Genomic DNA, 21,317 nt, shown 5'->3' with positions numbered 1-21,317 from the left:
ATGCTGGGGTAGAATTACTTTTTAGCAGCAGGTTTGCTCTTTTTGTATTCTTCGTTCAATCCGGCAATCACATCTTTGGTAATGTCTAGCGAGGCGTCTCCGTAAAGAATAGAGCTGTTGCCACGAGTGTAGCTTAACACCATTTTGTAGCCTCTTTCCTGGCTAAGCTTCTTGAGGTAAGCCTCTACTTTTTCGTAGATTTTTTTCATTTCCTCATTCTCGTCTTTGGCTAGTTGGTTGCTTGCCGTCTGTTGTTGGTTTCCCAACTGTTGCTGCTTCTGGGCCAGGCGCTCCTCGGTAGAAGCTCTTTGCTCTTGCGTTAGACCGGCCGCAGACTGCTGGTACTGGCCAACTTCTCTTTGGAAGGCGTCGGCCTTGGCGCGCAAGTCACGCTCCAGGCGCTGCCCTTTAGTTTCTAAACGTGCTTTGGCGTCAACAAAATATTGGTAGTTGCTTACTAATGAATCTGTGTTGATGTACACTATTTCTGGATTGGCTTGTGCACTGGCTTCTAGAGTAGTGTCATCAGAAGCAGTGGCAAGAGAATCTTCGGTTTCAACAGGAGCGGTGGCGTTGCCAGCCGGAGCAGTGCTTTGGTCGTTTTTACAGGCGGTAAAGGCAGCCGAGGCTACCACAACTACTAATAGTTTCTTTACTAGATTCACAATCAAGGGTTTGTTGGTTTCAGAAAAATTCACAGGGGCAAAGATAAAGTTCTTCTTTGCCCCTGTGAAACAGTTTAAGATGGTAATTTAATAATAAATATTGGAAGCAGGTGATTTTTGATTAATTACCACCGGCTCGGTTTACCTCTTCTAAAGAGTTGTTGCGGCGTTTCATTTCAAACTTTTCGCCTTTGTTGAAGCGGTAGCGCAGGTTCAGCCTGATACCTCTATTATAGTGATACATGTCAATTTCATTTGTAGTGCCATCAACTGTAGAAGTGCCTCTCATCTTGCGGCTCGCAAATAAATCTGTGGCGGTTAAGGTAACGTCCAGCTGGTCTTTCAGGAATGACTTTTTTACCCCAAGGTCTACCCAGTAGCTCGGCAAGGTGCGGTACACGTTAAACACACCGGCACCCTGATAGCCGCCGCTAACTTCTAACCTAAATTTATTCGGAAGCATCACGTTGTGGTTCGTTTGCGCAAATACAGATACCTGCTCATTATTGATGGTAATATCCGGAAGGACGGTGGTGTATTTCTGGTACGCCAGCGTGATATTGTTATTGAAGTTCCATTTTGAAGAAACTGTAACAGGGGTAACCAAAGTGGCATTCATAAATTCGCTTTCCACGTTACGCTGCTGAAAAGTAATCTTTTTCGTCTCAAGATTAGGTACTGGTACCTCAGACATGGCGTCTTTTGATTGTGAGTATCCTAACACCAGGTTATAGCTCTTCTTAAACGTCTGTGTCATCTGAAAAGAATTGGTGTACTGCGGTTTCAGGTGCGGGTTACCCGTAGCCTCGGTGCCATTATCTATAATCAAGGTAAATGGGTTCAGGTTATTGTAACGGGGACGGTTAATACGTCGGCTGTAGTTGTAGCTGATCTGGTAGTTTTCTGACACTTGTTGGGAAAGGAAAATGCTCGGGAAGAAATCTAAATACTCACGGCGGTTGGTAGCTTTGGTAGGCACAGAATGTCCTTTTGAGCGGGTGTATTCACTTCTTAAACCTGTTTGCAGGCTCCATTTGCTACCCAAAGCAGTGTTGAAATTTGCATAGGCCGCATAGATATTCTCATCATAAATGAAGTGATCGGTTCGGTTGGCAATTGGGGTGCGCTGGATATCATTTATCTCAAAGAAATTAATTGCGTTGTCTGACCGCACGTAGCTTCCTTTTAAACCACCTTCAAATTTGCCTTTCAACTGGGGCAGCGGCCGGACGAAATCTACTTTTGCCGAGTAGATACTATATGATGTTGGGTTATCGTTTTCCAGCAGATAGCCAGCATTAGAGTTATTAGCACCTTCAGGAGTCAATCTAAATGTTCCAAAACTTTTATCAGTTATTCGCACCACGTCTACATCAGCTGAAAGGGAAGTGCCTAATGAATCTAGTTTTCCCTGATAATGAAGGTTAGCGGTGGCGTTGGCAAACTTGCTGTCGTTGTTGTTTACAGATCTGTTTACTTCAGGACCAGTAGAAGACTGGAGGTTTGAGGTAGTGGTGGTGAAGAAAAGATTATCTGTAGTGGAACGGGCTAAACTTACGCTGCCCCCCAGGCTGTGGTTTGAGTTAAAGTCATAGTCTGTGCCAATTCTTATTGATTGAGAATACTGCATTCCGTCCTCGCCACCAGTAAGCAGCATTTGTTTGTCACTTTCGGCCTTGGCAAAGTTGCGGTTCATGGTAAACTCTCTCATTCTGGGTCTCTGCGACAGGTCTGCGGTGGCAAAAGAGCTCCATTTTCCTTGCTTTAGGTTAATGCTGGCTCCGCCGTTGTAGCCGTGCTCTTTGTTGAATTGATAGCCGCCGTACACACTACCGTTCAATCCATCTAACTGGTTTTTCTTCAGATTGATATTGATAATACCAGCTGTTCCCTCTGCATCATGCTTAGCCGAAGGGTTGGTGATAATTTCAAAATTCTTCAGGTTTTCGGCTGGCATGCTTTGCAGCATGGTCTGCAGTTGCTTGCCATCTAAGTAGGTGAGTTTGCCGTTGATCATGACCCGAGCGCCTTGCTGTCCGTTTAACTGTATATTCCCGTCCTGATCCACCCACACTCCTGGCATTTTAGTAAGCACGTCATAAGCGGTGTTTCCGGCGGCCATGGCAGTGCCTTCAACGTTCACTACCATTTTATCGGCTTGGTGATCTATCATAGGGCGCATACCTTCCACGGTAACTTCCTGTAAAACTTCAGAATCCTGTTTTAAGGCTATTTTTCCGAAATCTTTGCTAAAAGAGGCGGTGGTGACTTCAAAAACAGGTAAATCTTGGTTGGCAAAGCCCATGGCGCTGATTCTTAAGAAATATTTTCCTGAAGCCGGAGCCTTCATTTTGAAATTACCCTGTACATCTATGGCTTCGCCTGTAACCAGAGAGGCATCTGGTGCTTTGTGTAAGGTGACAGTTCCGTAGCTGAGGGGCTCGCCTTTGTCGTCTACCACTAGGCCGGTTAAACTACCAGCAGTTTGCCCAAACGAAGCTTGTATCATACAGCCCATGGCAATTAAGAAGAGCAGGAAGTGATTCATTTTTTTCATAGCGGTGTGTTTAGGATTTCTAATTGTATAAAGTACTATGCATTACAAGGTACATGGGCCAAAAAAAAGGGCTTTGGCGGTATCAGTGAAAAGAAGGCTAATACAAGCTGCAGAAAAGGCAGGCAGTGCTGTAATAATCAATAAATCTATAGAAGAGATTTTCTTACTAGAGTTAGTCGGTTTCGTTGTTCTGGATTTCATAGCTGTGGCAGAGACTTGGTTAATGATGAGGCAAAACTAATATAAGGTACTATGTAAAGCAAGGTACTGTTAAAATATTTTTCCTTGCTTTTTTACATAGATGCAGGAGGCATGGTAAAAGTTGCCCGTTTTAAAAAAATAATTTTGATTTCTATTTAAAGCGGGTAGAATATTTTAATACCAACCTATAGCGGGAGAGACTAGCTATAGACAGACAAGGATAATCAAGCTTTCTGATTTGGGCTGCGAGAAAAACCAATAACCTGGGCTACTTTTGTTTCGTTTTCCGTTTTTGCCCTTGTTTTTGAAAAGTAGCAGTAAAACAGATTAAATTAGAAACAGTCTTTGAGTAAAACTGACCCACCGCAAGTAATACGTGTAAAGCCACTGCACAGAATTCAGGCCATTACCAAACGTATGGGCCTAGACACATTTTTGTTACTCATGCTTTTAATGATCGTTTTGGCTTACCTGAAGCCGGAACTGGGAGAGGAGCATGGCCCCTTGCCCTTAGAGGAAATTACCACCTATGGCGTTTCCCTTATCTTCTTTTTCTATGGACTTAGGCTTAGCCCCACAAAACTAAGAGCCGGGCTCAAAGACTGGCGATTGCATGTGGTGGTGCAACTGAGCACCTTTTTTCTTTTCCCATTGGTTGTATGGGCCGGAAGTGCTCTTCTAGGCGGAGGAGGAGAAAGTTTGCTGTGGCTGGGGGTATTCTATATTGCCGCATTGCCATCCACCGTTTCCAGTTCAGTTGTGATGGTGTCAATTGCTGGCGGGAACATACCAAGTGCTATTTTCAACGCCAGTATCTCCAGCCTGCTTGGTGTATTTATGACCCCGCTAATAATGGGGCTTTTCATGAGTACCAGCTCCAGTGCTGAAATGGATTTAGGGAGTGTCATTATAAAACTGGTGCTACAGGTGTTGGTTCCAGTTCTATTGGGTGTATTGCTGAATGGCAGGTTTGGTCATTTTGCTGAAGCCCATAAAGCACGTCTCCGCAAATTTGATCAGTTCATAATCTTGCTGATAGTGTACTCTTCTTTCTGCGAGTCCTTTGCGCGGGATATGTTCAGTGGCTTCGGGCCTTTGCAATTACTTTTGTTAGGGGCAGCGTTATTAGGCTTGTTTTTTCTGATTCTATGGCTGATAAATATGTTGGGGAACTGGTTTGGCTTTTCCCGCGAAAACAGAATTACAGCGGCCTTTTGCGGTTCAAAAAAATCATTGGTGCACGGCACGGTTATGTCTAAAGTGCTCTTCCCAGATGCTGATGTGGTAGGTATTATATTGCTACCCCTTATGGTTTACCATGCGCTACAATTAATAGCTGCCAGCGTGCTGGCACAAAGAATGGCTTTAAAGAAAGAGGAGCATTAAACAACAAATGAAAAGCTATTAGGTGAAGTTTCTGTTGTATGTTTTTGGCTCGTTTTAAAAAATAAAATCCTAAAAGGCACTTCAGTAAGTAAAACAAACAGCCCTGTAGCTATGGCTACAGGGCTGTTTCAGTTCTTAGGGTTTGTCAATCTCCTTCTTCCAACATAAAGAGTTCCTCCACTTTCTTTTTCAGCACCTTTGCCACTTTTAGAGCCAGCACGGTAGAAGGAACGTATTTATTGGTTTCCATGGCGTTTATGGTTTGCCGGCTTACACCAATACATTTTGCCAATTCATCTTGCGTCAGTTTTAAAGCTGCCCGTTCATTTCTGACGTTATTCTTCATAAGCGGGCACTTTGGCAGATTGAAACAAAACTAGGTGGAAGCGCAACAAAAACAACAACATCAAAGTGAACAGGTTGAACACCATGATCTGGTAAAAGCCTAGCCCATACACAAAAATAAGGCAGAACAGCAGCATCGCCGCGTTCACATAGGTGGCCCAAAGCAATGACTCCAGCCGAAGCTTGGCTATGTATTCGTCTTCCTCTCTGGTTTCTGAACAAGCCACCAAAAGCGTTCCGATGATGAGCAGGCAAGCTAAGATTTCATCGGCTACATTGTTTTCAATCACTGTGAAGGAACTTGCGCCAGTCTCTCCCAACATTTTGGGGCTGTACAGCGCTAAAACCTGAGTGTCTAGCCATGGAAAAGAAACCACCTCATTCAACAAGAGCAACCCAAGTGCTAAAGAAGGAATCAGAATGATCCAGCCCAATTTCTTAAACCGGTGCGGGAAAAGGTAACGTGTTTTCATTTTTGTAAAGTTTGCTTTACAAATGTAAAGGATATTTTACAAAAGTCAAGTTTGCTTTACAAATAAATTTTAGGCACAAAAAAGCCTGGCTTTCTGGAGAGAAGTCAGGCTTTTAGATACTGTATGATGGCTAGTGAGCCAAAACTTCAGCAAAGGTTTCCTCAGCTTCCATTAAACCGGCAGCGGTGATAGAAGTCAGCCGCACATGTTTTTCTTCGTTCACCAATACAGGGTCATACTTTGCTACCACCCGTACATAATTCTCGGTAAAGCCTTCCATAAAGCCGTCGGTGATGTCTGCTTCAAACAAAACCTTGCCCTCGTAGCCAATCTGGCTTTCATAGAACGCTCTTTTTTTCTTCTCAGACAGAATGCGCAGCATATCGGCGCGGCGGTTTCTTTCTTTCTGCGGCACCGGGTTCGGCATGTCAACGGCCATAGTATTGGCACGCTCAGAATAAGGGAACACGTGCAGGTAACTTATATCTAACCCATTAAGGAAGTTGTAAGTCTCCAGAAAATCTTCCTCGGTTTCACCCGGAAAACCTACAATTACATCTACGCCAATACAGGCATGAGGCATGGCTTCTTTGATCCAGCTTACCCGCTGCGCATACAATTCACGCAAATACCGGCGGCGCATCAATTTTAATATTTTGTTGCTGCCCGACTGCAGCGGCACGTGAAAGTGCGGCATAAATCGGTTGGAGGAGGCTACAAATTTGATAATCTCTTCACTCAGCAGATTAGGTTCAATAGAAGAAATCCGGAAGCGGCTTACATTCTCCACCTTGTCCAGCTCCTGTATAAGCTGGAAAAAGTTTTCCTTCCGTTCGCCTTCCTGCAAGCCAAAATCACCGGTGTTTACACCTGTCAGCACAATTTCCTTTACGCCAGAGTCTCCAATGGCTTTTGACTCTTGCACTACTTTTTCAATTGTATTGCTTCTACTTTTGCCTCGGGCCTGCGGTATTGTGCAGAATGTGCAAGAGTAGTCGCAACCATCCTGTACTTTAAGAAATGTGCGGGTGCGGTCACCAAAAGAGTAAGCGTTCACGAAAGTGTTGGCTTCTGACACTGGGCTGGCAAACACCTGCGGCGCAGCTTTCTTTTCAAATGTCTCTAGAATGTCTACCAACTGAAATTTTTCAGCGGCACCTAAAACTGCATCTACCCCCGGTATTTCAGAAATTTCCTTTGGCTTTAACTGGGCATAGCAGCCTACAATAGTAATAAAAGCATTAGGAGAGTGCTTCAAGGCTTCCTTCACCACCTTGCGGCATTTTTTATCTGCATTGTCGGTGACAGAGCAGGTGTTAATCACAAATATGTCGGGCGTGTCGGTAAACTCCACCTTCTCAAACCCACGCTCCTGAAAGATACGGGAAAGGGTAGAGGTCTCAGAAAAATTGAGTTTACAGCCCAGAGTATAAAATGCTACCTTTTTCATAATCAGGTTGCAAAGGTACGGAATTTTATCAGTGAACAGAATTACAGTAAACAGTCATCAGTTGTTGAGACGTATTTAGCAGTTAAAAAATATACAGTGATCAAAAATAGATTTCAGAGATTGAAGAACTGGAAAGCTGAGTGTGATTTATAAGCGTGTTTTAAAAAAATTGCTTAAAACACTACCATGGAAGCATGTTGCACTTCCTATACATACTTTACAAACTTTTCACTAAACACTATTAACTGATTACTGTTAACTGCTCACTGATTTCTGAAATCATTTTTTCAGGAAATCGGCAAAACTGGTTTGCATGTAAGCTTTTCCTTGGTCTATCTGCTTTTCTGTCACGGTAGAATCCTGGAGGTTAGGCCGCTTCGAGACATTGTCTACGGTAACTACTCCGTCTGGAGTGACCATACCAAAACCATCGTTAAAGACATAAAAGGCAAATTGTTTGGCATTAGGGTCTAATAGATTTTTACCCCAAGAGTAAGCCATGGCTGGAAAACCTAACTGCTGAAGCAAAGTAGGCGCTATGTCAGTTTGGGAGCCAATGTTTTGGATGATGGTATCTTTTACGGCAACGGCACCACCGGTAAGTAGTAAAGGTATTCTAAACTTAGAAGGAGCATCTACCGGATCATTTCCTGGATAAGGGTGACCATGATCAGCCACAATCACTACCAATGTATTTTCCCACCATAGCTGTTTTTTAGCCTGATCAATGAATTTACCTAATGCCCAATCAGTGTAATAAACTGAATTTTTGAATTTGGATTGATCATCTGAGCCGGGAAACTTTGTTGGTATTGGTGTTTCAAAAGGCTCATGGCTACTCAACGTATACACAGTTGTGAAGAATGGCCGCCGCGGTATCTTGTGCTCCTGCAGTACCTTTTCAAAAAGAATATGGTCGTGTACTCCCCATTTTGAGTTGTAGTGCTCACTTGAGAAATCAGTTTTCTCAATTAAACGCCCGTATTTACCATTCAACAAATACGACTTGATGTTGGCGAAGGCTAGCTCGCCGCCGTAGTAAAAGCTGGTGGCGTAGCCGTTGTCTCTCAAATCTTTAGCAAAATGTGGCAAACGCTCCGTCTTTTTGGGTGTTTTAATAATAGAGGTAGTGGTCTGTACAGGATATCCGCTCAATAATGCCACCATGCCTTTTTCACTACGGTCGCCGGAGGCGTAAATATTAGTAAAAAAGATCCCCTCTTTTGCAAGAGCATTTAAGTTGGGGGTTACATCAGTAGGGCCACCAAGAGGGCCAATAAACTTAGCGGTATAGCTCTCCAGTATAATATAAAGTATATTTGGCTTCTTACCTTTGATCAAAATCGGAACTGAATCTGATTTGCTTTGGTAAAGTTCTTCAACCAGTTGTCTTGCCTTTTCTTCCTCAAAATAGTCATAGGGGTTTTTGGTCTGGTGATTCTTTTTAATCAGCGAATGCATTAAGTTCCAGGGCACATTAACCCCAGAATGGTTGGCGAAAAGCTTTTGCGAAAAATATACATCGCTTTGATTCAGCGGAATCTGCTGCCAACCTCCTCTGATGGGTAAAATCAGAAGTGCTACCAGAAACAAGCTTAACAATAGGTCTACCGCTAAGTGTTTTCCTCTGTTCAGCAGAGAAATATTCCAAAGGGGCCGTACTGCTTTGTATAGAAGATAACCTATTCCTACTAAAGCTATATATATAAGGAGTAAAAGCCATAAAGGAGCCGAACTGGTAGAGGCAATCATTTCAGCTGGGGTATTCAAGTACTGAAGCGGAGTTGCGTCTAAACGATAGCCCCAGGCGGAGTATAGTTCTAAGTCTGCCGTTACCAATAGGGCTATCAAGCCCAGTAGCACCCACGTGTAAACCGAAAGTATTTTTATAAAAACAGGTTTTCGGAAGGCTGTTTCATTCAGAAAAAGCAGAAATGGTATAACGCTCAGGTAGCCAGCAAAAGATAAATCCATTCGGAGACCATGCCAGATCACCTGAAAAATTTCCATAGAGGTCAGTTCATCTGCCTTGTCATAATGGTATCCCAGAAAAAAGAAACGGCAAATGACAAAAAAGAACGTCCAGAATAAATAATAGGCGAAAGATCTTAATATAATATGTTTCACATAGCAAATATAGTTTATACTACAGGCCAACTCCAATTTTAGCGTTAAAAACCTAATGTTTGTTTTTTGAGGGGGTGTTAAAAATATTAAATATAAATTTTAATGAAGGGGTTTATGTTTTGAAGGGGTTTTGAAGAAAAAACATCAGTTTTTAATAAAAGGTGTTAAAATTTTATACCCTTTTATTGCTGATAAAGATTCTTGTTCTAAATTTGGGGCATAGATATATAACCCTTTTCAAAACCCATGGCTATTCTTCGTTTTAAAGCGCTTGAGTTGGTTAACCAACGTGAGCCAGTGGAGGTGAAGTTACCTTCAGACAAAATTTCAGATTACTTCGGGTGCAATGTGTATGGCCTGGAAGCCATGCGTGCTACTCTTTCCGGAGATTATTACAAGCGCCTGCGCCAAACCATCAAATCTGGTACTAAAGTAGACCGTAATCTGGCAGATGCTGTGGCCGCCGCCATGAAAACGTGGGCTTTAGGGAAAGGTGCTACTCATTACACCCACTGGTTTCAACCATTAACTGGTGAGACTGCTGAGAAACATGATTCATTTTTTGATTTAAGTTCTGACGGCCGCGCCATAGAAAACTTCAAAGGCAGCGCGCTGGTACAGCAAGAGCCAGACGCTTCTTCGTTCCCGAACGGTGGTATCAGAAATACTTTTGAGGCTCGCGGCTATACTGCCTGGGACCCAACCTCTCCGGCCTTCATCATAGAGAATGCTGGTGCTAAAACCTTATGTATTCCCACTATTTTCGTTTCTTATACCGGTGAGGCCCTTGACTATAAAGCTCCGCTTTTAAAGAGCCTTGCATTGGTAGAGAAAGCCGCCGTTGACGTTTGCCAGTATTTTGACAAAGACGTTACCAAAGTAACCACTACTCTGGGTGTTGAGCAGGAATACTTCTTAGTTGACCGTGCTTTATTTGATGCCCGCCCTGACCTGGTATTAAGCGGCCGCACCGTGTTTGGCCATGAGCCAGCTAAAGGACAACAGTTGGAAGATCATTACTTTGGCGCTATTCCTTCTCGGGTGCATGCTTTCATGGTTGACTTTGAGATAGAAGCTCACCGTCTTGGAATTCCTTTGCGCACCCGCCACAATGAGGTGGCTCCAAACCAGTTTGAGTGCGCACCTACGTTTGAAGAGGCTAACCTGGCTGTAGACCATAACCAGCTGTTAATGGACCTGATGGATACCGTGGCAGAGAAGCACAACTTTAAAGTGTTACTTCACGAGAAACCATTCAAAGGCGTAAACGGCAGCGGTAAGCACAACAACTGGGCATTAAGTACAGACACTGGTGTGAACCTGCTGGCCCCCGGCCGTAAGCCAAAAGAGAACCTTCAGTTCCTGACTTTCTTCATCACCACCATCAAGGCGGTGCATGAGTACGCTGATCTGTTAAGAGCCAGTATTGCCTCTGCCAGCAACGATCACCGTTTAGGAGCCAACGAAGCACCTCCGGCTATTATGTCTGTCTTTATCGGTACAAAACTAACTGAGATACTGGACGAATTAGAGCGTACTGCAAAGTTACCGTTGGATAAAGGAGACAATGTATACCTGAAATTAGGTATAGACAAAATCCCTGAAATCCTGTTAGACAATACAGACCGTAACCGTACCTCACCGTTTGCCTTTACCGGTAACAAATTTGAGTTACGTGCAGTGGGATCATCCGCAAACTGCTCAAACGCCATGACTACTTTGAACGCGATTGTGGCTCACCAACTCATTGAGTTCCGCAACAGCGTGGAAGCCATGATTGCAAAGGGTAAGAAAAAAGAAGTAGCCATAATTGACGTATTGCGTGAATATGTGATTTCTTCTAAAGCTATTCGTTTTGAAGGCAATGGTTATTCACAGGAGTGGGAAGATGAAGCTGCTGGCCGTGGTTTGAGCAACATCCGTAAAACGCCACAAGCGTTAGATAAACTAGTAGATGAGCGTGCATCTGGCCTGTTTACCAAGTATAACATATTCAATGAGCGTGAGTTACATGCCCGCCACGAGATTTTGCTTGAAGACTATATCAAGCGCGTTCAGATTGAGGCTCGTGTTATGGGTGACCTGGCCATGAACCATATCATTCCTACAGCAGTAGCTTACCAAACTAAATTGGTGCAAAACATCAAGGGTCTGCGTGAAATAGGTCTGGAAGATGATGAGTATGCACAAACTACTCTTGATACCATCAAAGCCATCTCCCGCCACTTGACCACCATCAAGACTAGTGTAGATGCCATGGTTGAGAAGCGTAAAGTGGCCAATAAAATTGAAGACACCCGTGAGCGTGCCATCATGTACAGCGAGGAAGTAATGTCATTCTTTGATACCATTCGCTACAGCGTAGATAAATTAGAGCTGATAGTGGACAACGAAGAGTGGCCATTGGTGAAATACCGCGAAATGCTGTTTGGTAATTAATTAGCAAAGTTCTTAGCTTGTTTTAAAATAAAAAGCCCCGGAAATTCCGGGGCTTTTTATTTTATGTTGTTAGCCGTTTCAGTCATTGGTCTAATATACATTATATGAACATGGCTTGGTCTGTGCTTGTGCTGGAAGTACTAAGGTTTTTCTTTACTCCCATAAGGCTATTCTTAATTTCGCCTGTTGTGGGCAAACGCTCTTTCCAGTTCTGATCCTGCCACCAAGTCTGAAGTTTACCGTTCTTTTGAAACTGTTCATACACCCTTTTCAGCACAAACGGCAAAATAAGAGAAGCAACATTGGTGGCCAGTTTTCCTTTAATTCCTAAATGAATAATCAGTTTTACCAGAAGGAGCTCCTTTAGCTGCTCAAACAGCATTTGCGAGCCCTTCTCCTGAACGTGTCCTTTTAAAACCTGGAAGGCCTGTTGGGCATTTCCTTTGGCCATTTCACGGCTAAACCAAGTTTCAACGGTGGTGCGGGTAACCTGTACGGCATCAGGAATCTGTGAAACCGTTAATCCAGCCTTGTGTAGCAAACGAGCTGCGTAAGCATGGCTTCTTTGTAGAAATGGCAGAGACATATGAATGAAGGTGTAGTTGGTGACAGGTTCAGATATTCGGGCTACGTTTTATTGCTGTGGTTGGTTACATGATTTTTTATCTATCATGAAAATAGTTGATAGAGAGATAAATGCATAGCAAATAGGTCGTTTAGTTTAGGATGATTTTTACACGTAATTTATTGGAACAGCTCATCTAAAGAAAAAAGTACGTGCTGTCATTGGTAAGTGCACAACAGACATTTGTTTGGCCTAGAGCGTTTCTGTGGCTCGCAAAAAGGTATTACTTTTACAGAGGATTCGCTGAACATTATCGTTAGAAAAATAGTTATCAGGTAATGGAATCTATACTTCCTATGAATACAGAAACCGCTGCGCTAGATGGTATTTATTGCCCTAGCTTAACTGACTATAAGCGCCGCCTAACCCGCGAAGTGAAAATAGGTGACTTGGCCATGGGGGGCACAAACCCTATTCGGGTACAGTCTATGACCACTGTTGATACCATGGACACCCTTGGCTCTGTAGAGCAGGTGATAAGAATGGTAGAGGCAGGCTGCGAGTATGTTCGCATTACAGCACCAAGCATCAAAGAGGCCGAAAATCTTGGTAATATTAAGAAAGAACTTCGTGCCCGTGGTTACTCAGTACCTCTTATAGCAGATATACATTTTACACCCAATGCCGCTGAAATGGCGGCAAGGCTGGTGGAGAAAGTACGGGTAAACCCCGGTAACTACGCCGATAAAAAGAAATTCCAAACCATAGAGTATACTGATATTACCTATCAGGCCGAGCTGGACCGAATAAGGGATCGCTTTGTGCCGCTGGTAAACATCTGTAAAGAATACGGTACTGCCATGCGTATTGGTACGAACCACGGCTCATTGTCTGATAGAATTCTTAGCCGCTACGGCGATACACCGCTGGGCATGGTAGAAAGTGCTTTGGAGTTCCTGCGCATCTGCGAAGACCTTAACTACTTTGATGTAGTGCTTTCTATGAAAGCCAGCAATACCCAGGTAATGGTTCAGGCATACCGTTTACTGGTTCAGAAACTACATGAGGAAGGTCTGCAGCCTTACCCGCTGCACCTGGGCGTGACAGAAGCTGGCGAAGGTGAGGATGGCCGTATTAAATCAGCGGTAGGCATAGGTACTTTATTAGAGGACGGTTTGGGAGACACCGTGCGGGTTTCATTGACGGAGGCTCCAGAACTGGAAGCACCGGTAGCTAAAATGCTGATAGACCGCTACAATACCCGCGCCGGACATACACCAATTAAGCCTATTTGTCACCTCCCTTACAACCCGTTTCAATACCAACGCCGCGAAACACGTGAGGTGCTGAACCTTGGTGCTCACAACGTGCCTAGGGTAGTAGCAGACTTGAGCCGATTGGAAAATGTGCAATATGAAGACCTTCGGCCAGTAGGGCATATTTATAGAGAGGCGCTGGATAAGTTCACCATGACTGACCAAGGTGCTGACTATGTTTATACCGGTAGTACCCCTGTTGGTTTCATGTTGCCGAACGGCTTAAAAGAGATTGTAGATTATACTGCCTGGTTAGAAGCCGAACACCGAGAAGACAGGTTACCACTGTACACAGCCCAGCAGTTTGAGATTGCAGATACGTGGCACCCACAGCTCAACTTTGTATTGGTTACCATCGGCCACCTGACAAATGACTTTATAGAGCGTTTGCATACTCGACCAGATGTAGTGCTGATTCTGGAAACAGAGAATGAACATGCTATGCCGGAGCAGCGCAAAGCTTTCATCCGCCTCATGAACCAGGGGCAGCCGGTACCTATCATTATTAAGCGATCTTATGAGGACCTGACGGATGAGCAAGTGCAGCTGTATGCCGCTACTGATATAGGAGGTTTGCTGATAGACGGGTTTGGCGATGGTGTCATGCTCAGCACACAAGATTTGAGTTACCGCACAAAAGAGGAGTGGGGCTATACTCTGGAAGGACTGAACAAGTTAGCCTTCGGAATTCTGCAGGCAGCCCGTACCCGCATGAGTAAAACGGAGTACATCAGCTGCCCCAGCTGCGGACGAACACTGTTTGATCTGCAAGAAACCACTGCCATGATTCGGAAACGTACCGACCACCTGAAAGGCGTGAAAATTGGTATCATGGGCTGCATAGTCAATGGTCCCGGTGAAATGGCTGATGCTGATTACGGATATGTGGGCGTAGGAAAAGGTAAAATTGCGCTATACCGCGGTCAGCAGGTAATTAAAAAATCAGTTCCGGAAGAAGCCGCCGTAGATGAGCTAATAGAGCTGATCAGAGAAGATGGCAACTGGTTAGAGCCGGTTGGGACAGGGGAATAATTTCATCTCTGTAAACTCCTTACCTCAAGCTGTTGTTTTTAAAATTAGAACGTACTTAAATTTAGATATATGAAAGGTTTGTTTGATTTCACAGAAGTGGCAACGTATTTCTTCCGTAAGAAAGACCCAAACCGTAAGACCAACTTCAATCTGCGCACCATGCACCTCATTAATAAAATTTCAATGCTGATGTTTCTGGCAGGGCTGGTGTATCTGGTGTTTAAATTGATGACGAGATAAATCAATATAATTTTGAATGTTGATCCCCCTGTTTTGGAGCTGTTTTAACGGAAACAGCCCCAAAACAGGGGGATCTCTTTTTTACATTATTTAGACTGGGTACAACTTCTAGTATATTTAAGCCATTGAGTTTAAAAACCGATTAGAAGTGCTGCATCATGAACATAGAAGAATTTAGAGAGTATTGCTTAGCAAAGCCACACACAACTGAAAGCCTTCCTTTTGATAATGATGCGCTGGTATTCAAAGTTGCGGGTAAAATTTTCGCCATTGCTAGTTTGTCTGAGTATGAAGCAGGAGTGGCGCTGAAGTGTGACCCAGAGTGGGCAGTAGAGTTGAGAGAGCAGTATGATGCGGTAAAGCAAGCATATCATATGAATAAGAAACACTGGAACAGTGTTTTACCAGCCGGCAACCTGCCTTCCGACCTGTTTAAGAAATTGATTGACCACTCTTATGGTTTAGTGCTTCATGGTATTCCTAAAAAGAAACGACAGGAGCTGCAACTACAAAATTATCCGGATTCTACAATGAATTAAACATTTTAATAAAATTTATAATCTTGAAGCAACCTTTCGGGTGGTAAGTGAATCTATGTAGTAAAGCAACCAAAATACTATCTATTTTATTATCATGCCCGCTTATACTAATTCCTTTTCGTTCCTTCTTCTTTATTGTTCTTGCCTGTTTACCTGCACCAGCTGTTTAGATGTAGAGGGAAACCCTATTGTTACTGAAAATGTGAGTGTAAAGCAGAATAGTTCTGTTGATTACAGTTTAGGTACTTTAAGTGTAGAGGCAGGGGCAGTAGTAGAAATGCATCCAGCTCATGCAGAGGTGAGCGAGCTAGTGAGAGAACAGACAGGTGAAATTAAATACAAATACAAGCCACAACCAGGATTCAAAGGAAAGGATTACGTGCAGATTAGATTTGCCAAAGGAACTAACGGAACCTCTGAGAGTACTCTCATCAAAATAACTAAAATCAATCTGATAGTAGAGGAGTAACATATCCCCCCTTTACATATAAGAAAGTCCGGCTAGTATGGCCGGACTTTCTGCTTTTATTATGTTTTGGGTCTGTTTTCAGAAAAACAGCACCAAAACGTTAAATTACTACGTTCACAATTTTACCTGGAACTACAATCACCTTCTTCACCGGCTTGCCTTCCAGCAATTTCTGCACTTGCTCAGAGGCAAGCACTTCTTTTTCTACTTCTTCTTTAGATGCCTTTAAATCAAACGTGAGTTTGGTTTTCACTTTTCCGTTGACAGAAATAGGATAATCAAAAGTGCTCTCGGTTAGGAATTCTTCTTTCCATTCAGGATAGGCGGCATAAGCAATGCTTTCAGAATGTCCGAGTCTGTTCCAAAGTTCTTCGGTAATGTGCGGAGCGTAAGAAGCCAGCACCACCGTCAACGGCTCAAGAATAGCGCGTTTTTTTGTTTTCAGGGCGGTCAGTTCATTCACGCAAATCATGAACTGGCTCACACTTGTTCCGAAGGAGAAACGTTCAATGTCTTCCTCTACTTTCTTGATGGTCTTGTGCAGCGACTTCAGTTCAGCAGGAGTTGGTGTTTCTTCGGTAACAGCCCAGTTGCCCTGATCGTCAAAGAACAGCTTCCAGAAGCGGCGCAGGAATTTGTACACGCCGTCCATGCCATTTGTATTCCATGGCTTGAACTGCTCCAACGGCCCCAGGAACATCTCGTACATGCGAAGTGTATCGGCGCCGTATTCTTTGATTAGAACGTCAGGATTAACAACATTATATTTTGACTTAGACATTTTCTCGACTTCAGGTCGAGTCATAAATGCTGAAGGAATTTCATTATGGCTTGTCTTATTACCAATTCCTGTAGAATTTAAATTAGGACTTTCGCCTTCGTAAATAGGTTCAAATCCAAAGTATTTATAATCATTTTCAGCATTATCATAATGAAAAATATGATATCCGTTTTTTACAGTGAAAACTGAACTCATCCTTTCATTCTTCCATCTTAAGAATTCAAGAATTTGTTCAACCTCCATTGTGTGATTAGTTGTAAACTCAATAGGCACAAATAGAGTAGAATTCTGTTTTTGTGTACCCGCTTCAGTTAGGAAAGAATCAACATCCATACTTAGATACTGACTGAATACCTCTATGTCATTAAGTTCTCTAGCCCCTGTAATAGTTCGAATGATTTCCATATTCGAAGAAATCGCTCCACCACTTCTAACAATTTTTTCAGATACTCCTAAAATCATGCCTTGGTTGATGAGCTTTTTAAATGGCTCATCCTGGTTTACTAATCCAAGATCAAAGAGAAATTTGTTCCAGAAGCGGGAGTAGAGGAGGTGACCCGTAGCATGCTCTGAACCACCAATATATAAATCAACGGCCTGCCAATAATTTATGGCTTCTTGGCTAGCGAAAGCCTTGTCATTTTTAGGATCCATGTATCGGTACCAGTACCAGCTGGAACCCGCCCAACCCGGCATAGTGCTCAACTCATACTCAAACTCACCACGGTATTTCCAGTCCTGTGCGCGGCCCAACGGTGGTTCACCAGTTTCAGTAGGCAAATATGCATCAACTTCTGGCAACATTAATGGCAACTCGCTTTCCTCCAGTAACGCAGGAATACCGTCTTTGTAATATACTGGCACCGGCTCACCCCAGTAGCGCTGACGACCAAACACAGCATCGCGCATGCGGTAGTTGATACGGGCTTTACCCACACCCAATTCCTCAGCGCGTTGAATGCCAGCTTTAATGGCCTCTTTCACTTCCAGCCCGTTCAGGAAATCAGAGTTGATGATTTTTCCTTCCTTGGCAGCGTGTGCTTCTTTGCTCAAATCTCCTCCGGCTACTACTTCCGGAATAGGCAAATTGAATTTTATCGCGAAGGCGTAGTCGCGGCTGTCATGGCCGGGCACAGCCATGACAGCGCCGGTTCCGTAGCCTGCCAATACGTAATCGGCAATCCACACCGGTACTTTCTCTCCGGAAATAGGATTGATGGCATAGGAGCCGGTAAAGGTTCCGGTCACCGTTTTTACGTCGCTCATACGGTCACGCTCAGAGCGGTTCTTTGCCCAAGCCACGTATTCCTCTACCTCGGCTTTTTGTTCTGGCGTGGTGATTTCAGTTACGTACTCATGTTCCGGCGCCAGCACTACAAAGCTCACCCCGAATATAGTGTCAATGCGGGTAGTGAAAACGGTGATGTGCTTGTGCTCATGGCCGTCAATCTGGAAACGCAATTCAGCCCCCACGGATTTACCGATCCAGTTGCGCTGCATTTCCTTCACCGGCTCTGGCCAATCAATGGTATCAAGTCCTTGGAGCAAGCGCTCAGCGTAGGCAGTAATGCGCATCATCCACTGCTTCATCAGCTTGCGCTCTACTGGGTAACCCCCGCGCTCTGATACGCCGCCAATTACCTCGTCATTGGCCAACACTGTTCCCAAAGCAGGACACCAATTAACCACAGCTTCTGACAAGAAAGTAAGGCGGTACTTCAGTAACAAATCCTGTTGCTCTTTTTCTGATAATCTGGCCCAGGCATCGGCGGTTACGTGAGGCGTGTCTTCGTCACAGGCGGCATTTATGGTGGTATTGCCCCGCATGCTGAATTCAGATACCAGCTTCTCAATAGGTTCCGCTTTATTAGTATCATAGTTATACCAGCTATTGAAGAGCTGCATAAATATCCACTGCGTCCATTTATAATAGCTTGGTTCTGAGGTTCTAATTTCGCGGTCCCAGTCAAAAGAGAAGCCTAGGTTGCTCAGCTGCTCAATGTACCGCTCAATGTTCTGCTTGGTGGTTACCGCCGGGTGCTGCCCGGTTTGGATGGCATATTGCTCAGCGGGCAAACCAAACGAATCGAAACCCATTGGGTGTAAAACGTTGAACCCTTTCAGGCGCTTGTAGCGGCTCACAATGTCAGAGGCAATATACCCCAGCGGGTGCCCTACGTGCAGTCCTGCCCCCGATGGATAGGGAAACATATCCATAGCGTAGAACTTAGGCTTGCTTTTGTCTATGTCGGTCTTGAACGTCTTGTTCTCGCTCCAGAAGCGCTGCCACTTCTGTTCAATGGATCGGTAATCGTACTCTGACATATTATAGTTTCTGTTGAAAGGTTCTGGTTCTTATTGGCTTGAAAGGCCATTGGCAAAAGTAATGAATTTCTGAGGAATCTTAACCTGAAGCTGGTTTCTGGAGGATTGAGTTGTTGCTGAGCCGTTTTGGAGCTGTTTTTAAGAAAAGAGGCCGAAAACACAATTGGTTTTAAGAGTTGCAATAGCTATAGCAGGCCACTCAGCGGGTCTTTCCCGTTCCAAGTGCCATGGCTACTGATTGGGGTAAAACGAGCGAAAAGCTCTTCTGTATACCAGCCTTTACTACGGGTCTGTTTAATGACCTCGCGGTGGGCGGCCATTCGGTAGGCATAGGCTTTCATGCTGGCTTCGTCTTTCCAAAGACTGAAAGTGGCTTGGCGTAGAAAAGGGGCCTCACCTAAACCGATAGAAGCCAAAAGTCCTTCTGCGTGGTCAAGGCTGGCGCTGGCTTGAGGCACGTTCCGCCAAAAGTCAATGGCTTTGGAGAGTTTAATAGAGGCACGGGTGAGTACGGCAATAGGTGCGTTGGGCGGCGCCGGAAGTGTTTCTGCCGTGAAAGGATTTTGCCCGCTCCAAAGTCCATGCGCCTGTAACGGCTGTAATGCTACGGTGTATTGCTCAAAGGTATGCTGCCGGTACTCCTCTAAAAGCGGGTGACTCTGGAAAAAGTCTTCGGCAGCAGCGGGTGAGGCCCAGGTAGCCATTAATCCGTAGCGGTACCAGTTCGGTTTCAGGCTGAATCCGCGGCCTTGTCCACTTCCCAGCAGTTTAAAGAAATTCAGTCCCTTTACCTGTTGCAGCGGCCTGACAGTGGTACCCATTTGAGCCAATCCCCAACGCCAGTGGCCTTGTTTTACGCCGAAAAGTGATAAAGTAGTATGGGCAGGAGCAGAGGGTTGGGCAGTGGGTAGCAAGTTGCGTGTTGTTTTTGGCCTGTTTTTCTAAAAGTAGGCAGAAAACAGGAGGCTGAAAATTGTTGTGCATTAAAAAAGGGAGCCGAAGCTCCCTTTTTTATTACAAATTTATCTTTTTGTTGTCACCTGGATGAGCAGGTTCACCAGTTATAGCGGCTTTCACCATGCCATATAAATGAACCACCGCACTGTTCGGAGAGTCCCAATATTCCGCCTGCTCCACGGTCACCTTCAACACGCCAATATTTGGATCATCTTTTCCCTCTGGGAACCATGCTAGCATAGCTGGATTCCAGAGCTCATCAATTTTCTGCTGGTCACGGTAAACAGAGGCTCTGCCTGAAACAGATACATATAGTTGATCACCGGGCTTTGCGTAGCTTAAGTTTACGTGGCTGTCATTCTTTATCTCATGCGTTTTACCAGAGGCGTAACCAGTGAAGAAATAGATGGTGCCGTCTTCATTGGTCTGTAAGTGGCGCATGGGCCGCGAACGGATAGTGCCGTCTGGCTCTACGGTACTTAGCATAGCGGTATTGATATCGTTGATTTTGTCTAGCAGGTTCTTAATCTGTTCCTGCTTATTTTCTTGTGCGTTTTCCATAGTTATAGTTATGCTTATAATCGTTTTAAAAGAATACGGGGCTAAAACCGGAAGGGTTCTTATGCTACTCTTATAACCCGTTTATGTACCTTTGGTTATAAAAGAATCCATTGAACTACCTGGCGCACCTTTTTCTTTCGGGTAATGACCCTGACCTGCAGATTGGCAATTTCATAGCCGACAGCGTGCGCGGTGCCCAGATACTGCTGTATCCGGAGCGGGTGCAACAGGGCATTAAGCTGCATCGCCAGATAGATGCCTTTACCGATTGCCACCCTATTGTAGCCGAAACCAAAGCTCGTCTGCGGCCACTTTTCCGGAAGTACGCCGGAGTGGTGGCAGACCTTTATTTTGATCATTTTCTGGCGGTGCAATTTTCACATTTCAGCGCTGAGCCTTTGCCTGCGTTTGCCGCTGCTGCCTACTCACATATATTAAGTAGGCCAGAACTGTTGCCAGAGCGGGTACACCATTTCTTACCGCACATGGTCCGTCACAACTGGCTGGTTTCTTATGCCAAAGTGGAAGGAATTACCAGAGCCTTACAAGGGCTTAGCCAACGCACCACCTTTGAATCAGGAATGGAAAAAGCAGGAGAGGAGTTACTGTTAAATTATGCTTCCTATGAAGAAGAATTTGCCAGGTTCTTCCCGGAACTGCAGCGGTATGTGGAGGAGCAGATAGTATTAATTAGGAATTAGGAATTAGCAAAGCGCAGGGAGGACACAGAGTGGAATCAATATTATATTCAGCAATGCGTGGACCAGCAAGTGTAAACATCCCCCTTCGCCCCCTTTAAAGGGGGAGTTTCTACTATTGGGTTAAAAAAAATGTTCCTGTTTTTGGGCTACTTTATAAAAAACAGGCCGAAAACAATAAGAGCCAATCC

General features: G+C 44.4%; 18 protein-coding genes. 8 read left to right on the top strand and 10 right to left on the bottom strand.

What is annotated here, in order from left to right:
• Positions 1–14: 14 nt before the first annotated feature.
• A complete protein-coding gene (locus A8O23_RS11140; RefSeq protein WP_192849044.1) occupies positions 15–665 on the bottom strand; it encodes an OmpH family outer membrane protein in 651 nt (216 codons plus the stop codon).
• Positions 666–786: 121 nt separating this feature from the next.
• Positions 787–3,222, bottom strand: coding sequence for an outer membrane beta-barrel family protein (locus A8O23_RS11135; protein ID WP_066621006.1), 2,436 nt, complete (start codon positions 3,220–3,222; stop codon positions 787–789).
• Between the two features lie 37 nt (positions 3,223–3,259).
• Between A8O23_RS11135 and A8O23_RS11130 the strand changes: the two genes are divergently transcribed.
• Both A8O23_RS11130 and A8O23_RS11125 read left to right on the top strand, forming a co-directional pair.
• Positions 3,260–3,463 (top strand): hypothetical protein, encoded by a 204-nt coding sequence (locus tag A8O23_RS11130; RefSeq protein ID WP_066621003.1) that lies wholly within the window; start codon positions 3,260–3,262, stop codon positions 3,461–3,463.
• 305 nt (positions 3,464–3,768) lie between these two features.
• Positions 3,769–4,809: a bile acid:sodium symporter family protein gene (locus tag A8O23_RS11125; RefSeq protein WP_317039539.1), complete on the top strand. Its 1,041-nt coding sequence runs from the start codon at positions 3,769–3,771 to the stop codon at positions 4,807–4,809.
• A gap of 145 nt (positions 4,810–4,954) precedes the next feature.
• Here the strand turns inward: A8O23_RS11125 and A8O23_RS11120 are convergent, their stop codons facing one another.
• The 4 genes from A8O23_RS11120 to A8O23_RS11105 form a co-directional block, all read right to left on the bottom strand.
• Complete coding sequence (locus A8O23_RS11120; protein ID WP_066621000.1) at positions 4,955–5,155, bottom strand: helix-turn-helix transcriptional regulator; 201 nt, start codon at positions 5,153–5,155, stop codon at positions 4,955–4,957.
• A complete protein-coding gene (locus A8O23_RS11115; RefSeq protein ID WP_066620997.1) occupies positions 5,145–5,627 on the bottom strand; it encodes a hypothetical protein in 483 nt (160 codons plus the stop codon). Before A8O23_RS11115 ends, A8O23_RS11120 begins: the two co-directional genes overlap by 11 nt.
• Positions 5,628–5,757: 130 nt before the next feature.
• Positions 5,758–7,077 carry a tRNA (N(6)-L-threonylcarbamoyladenosine(37)-C(2))-methylthiotransferase MtaB gene (mtaB, locus tag A8O23_RS11110; RefSeq protein ID WP_066620994.1) on the bottom strand — a complete coding sequence of 440 codons (1,320 nt, stop codon included), beginning with the start codon at positions 7,075–7,077 and terminating at the stop codon, positions 5,758–5,760.
• 279 nt (positions 7,078–7,356) lie between these two features.
• The gene (locus tag A8O23_RS11105) at positions 7,357–9,204 is read right to left on the bottom strand and encodes an LTA synthase family protein (RefSeq protein ID WP_066620991.1); all 1,848 of its coding nucleotides are present in this window, start codon (positions 9,202–9,204) and stop codon (positions 7,357–7,359) included.
• A gap of 246 nt (positions 9,205–9,450) precedes the next feature.
• Here A8O23_RS11105 and A8O23_RS11100 point away from each other — a divergent pair, with 246 nt between their 5' ends.
• Positions 9,451–11,643: a glutamine synthetase III family protein gene (locus A8O23_RS11100; protein WP_066620988.1), complete on the top strand. Its 2,193-nt coding sequence runs from the start codon at positions 9,451–9,453 to the stop codon at positions 11,641–11,643.
• Positions 11,644–11,743: 100 nt separating this feature from the next.
• On the opposite strand, the gene A8O23_RS11095 is transcribed toward A8O23_RS11100, so the two are convergent.
• Positions 11,744–12,229 (bottom strand): hypothetical protein, encoded by a 486-nt coding sequence (locus A8O23_RS11095; RefSeq protein ID WP_066620986.1) that lies wholly within the window; start codon positions 12,227–12,229, stop codon positions 11,744–11,746.
• A gap of 317 nt (positions 12,230–12,546) precedes the next feature.
• Here A8O23_RS11095 and ispG point away from each other — a divergent pair, with 317 nt between their 5' ends.
• The 4 genes from ispG (at position 12,547) to A8O23_RS11080 (ending at position 15,804) form a co-directional block, all read left to right on the top strand.
• Positions 12,547–14,556 carry a (E)-4-hydroxy-3-methylbut-2-enyl-diphosphate synthase gene (gene ispG, locus A8O23_RS11090; RefSeq protein WP_153042164.1) on the top strand — a complete coding sequence of 670 codons (2,010 nt, stop codon included), beginning with the start codon at positions 12,547–12,549 and terminating at the stop codon, positions 14,554–14,556.
• A 69-nt stretch (positions 14,557–14,625) separates the two neighbouring features.
• Positions 14,626–14,796, top strand: a complete 171-nt coding sequence (locus A8O23_RS21695; RefSeq protein WP_192849043.1) for a DUF6728 family protein — start codon at positions 14,626–14,628, stop codon at positions 14,794–14,796.
• 158 nt (positions 14,797–14,954) lie between these two features.
• Complete coding sequence (locus A8O23_RS11085; RefSeq protein ID WP_066620980.1) at positions 14,955–15,335, top strand: MmcQ/YjbR family DNA-binding protein; 381 nt, start codon at positions 14,955–14,957, stop codon at positions 15,333–15,335.
• A 202-nt stretch (positions 15,336–15,537) separates the two neighbouring features.
• Entirely contained in the window at positions 15,538–15,804 is a 267-nt protein-coding gene (locus A8O23_RS11080) for a hypothetical protein (RefSeq protein ID WP_153042163.1), read from the top strand.
• 100 nt (positions 15,805–15,904) lie between these two features.
• Here A8O23_RS11080 and A8O23_RS21210 read toward each other — a convergent pair whose 3' ends face one another.
• The 3 genes from A8O23_RS21210 to A8O23_RS11065 all read right to left on the bottom strand — a co-directional run bounded on the left by A8O23_RS21210 (position 15,905) and on the right by A8O23_RS11065 (position 20,428).
• On the bottom strand, positions 15,905–18,910 hold the full coding sequence (locus A8O23_RS21210) for a leucine--tRNA ligase (protein WP_074988361.1): 3,006 nt from the start codon (positions 18,908–18,910) through the stop codon (positions 15,905–15,907).
• Between the two features lie 185 nt (positions 18,911–19,095).
• The gene (locus A8O23_RS11070) at positions 19,096–19,824 is read right to left on the bottom strand and encodes a spheroidene monooxygenase (RefSeq protein ID WP_066620974.1); all 729 of its coding nucleotides are present in this window, start codon (positions 19,822–19,824) and stop codon (positions 19,096–19,098) included.
• Between the two features lie 100 nt (positions 19,825–19,924).
• Positions 19,925–20,428, bottom strand: a complete 504-nt coding sequence (locus A8O23_RS11065; protein ID WP_066620971.1) for a pyridoxamine 5'-phosphate oxidase family protein — start codon at positions 20,426–20,428, stop codon at positions 19,925–19,927.
• Between the two features lie 110 nt (positions 20,429–20,538).
• On the opposite strand from A8O23_RS11065, the gene A8O23_RS11060 reads away from it, so the two are divergent.
• The gene (locus A8O23_RS11060; RefSeq protein WP_066620965.1) at positions 20,539–21,129 is read left to right on the top strand and encodes an acyl carrier protein phosphodiesterase; all 591 of its coding nucleotides are present in this window, start codon (positions 20,539–20,541) and stop codon (positions 21,127–21,129) included.
• The last annotated feature ends 188 nt before the right edge of the window (positions 21,130–21,317 follow it).

This window comes from Rufibacter roseus, assembly GCF_001647285.1.
Taxonomy (GTDB): Bacteria; Bacteroidota; Bacteroidia; order Cytophagales; family Hymenobacteraceae; genus Nibribacter; species Nibribacter roseus.
This window is presented reverse-complemented; position numbering and strand designations above follow the sequence as displayed.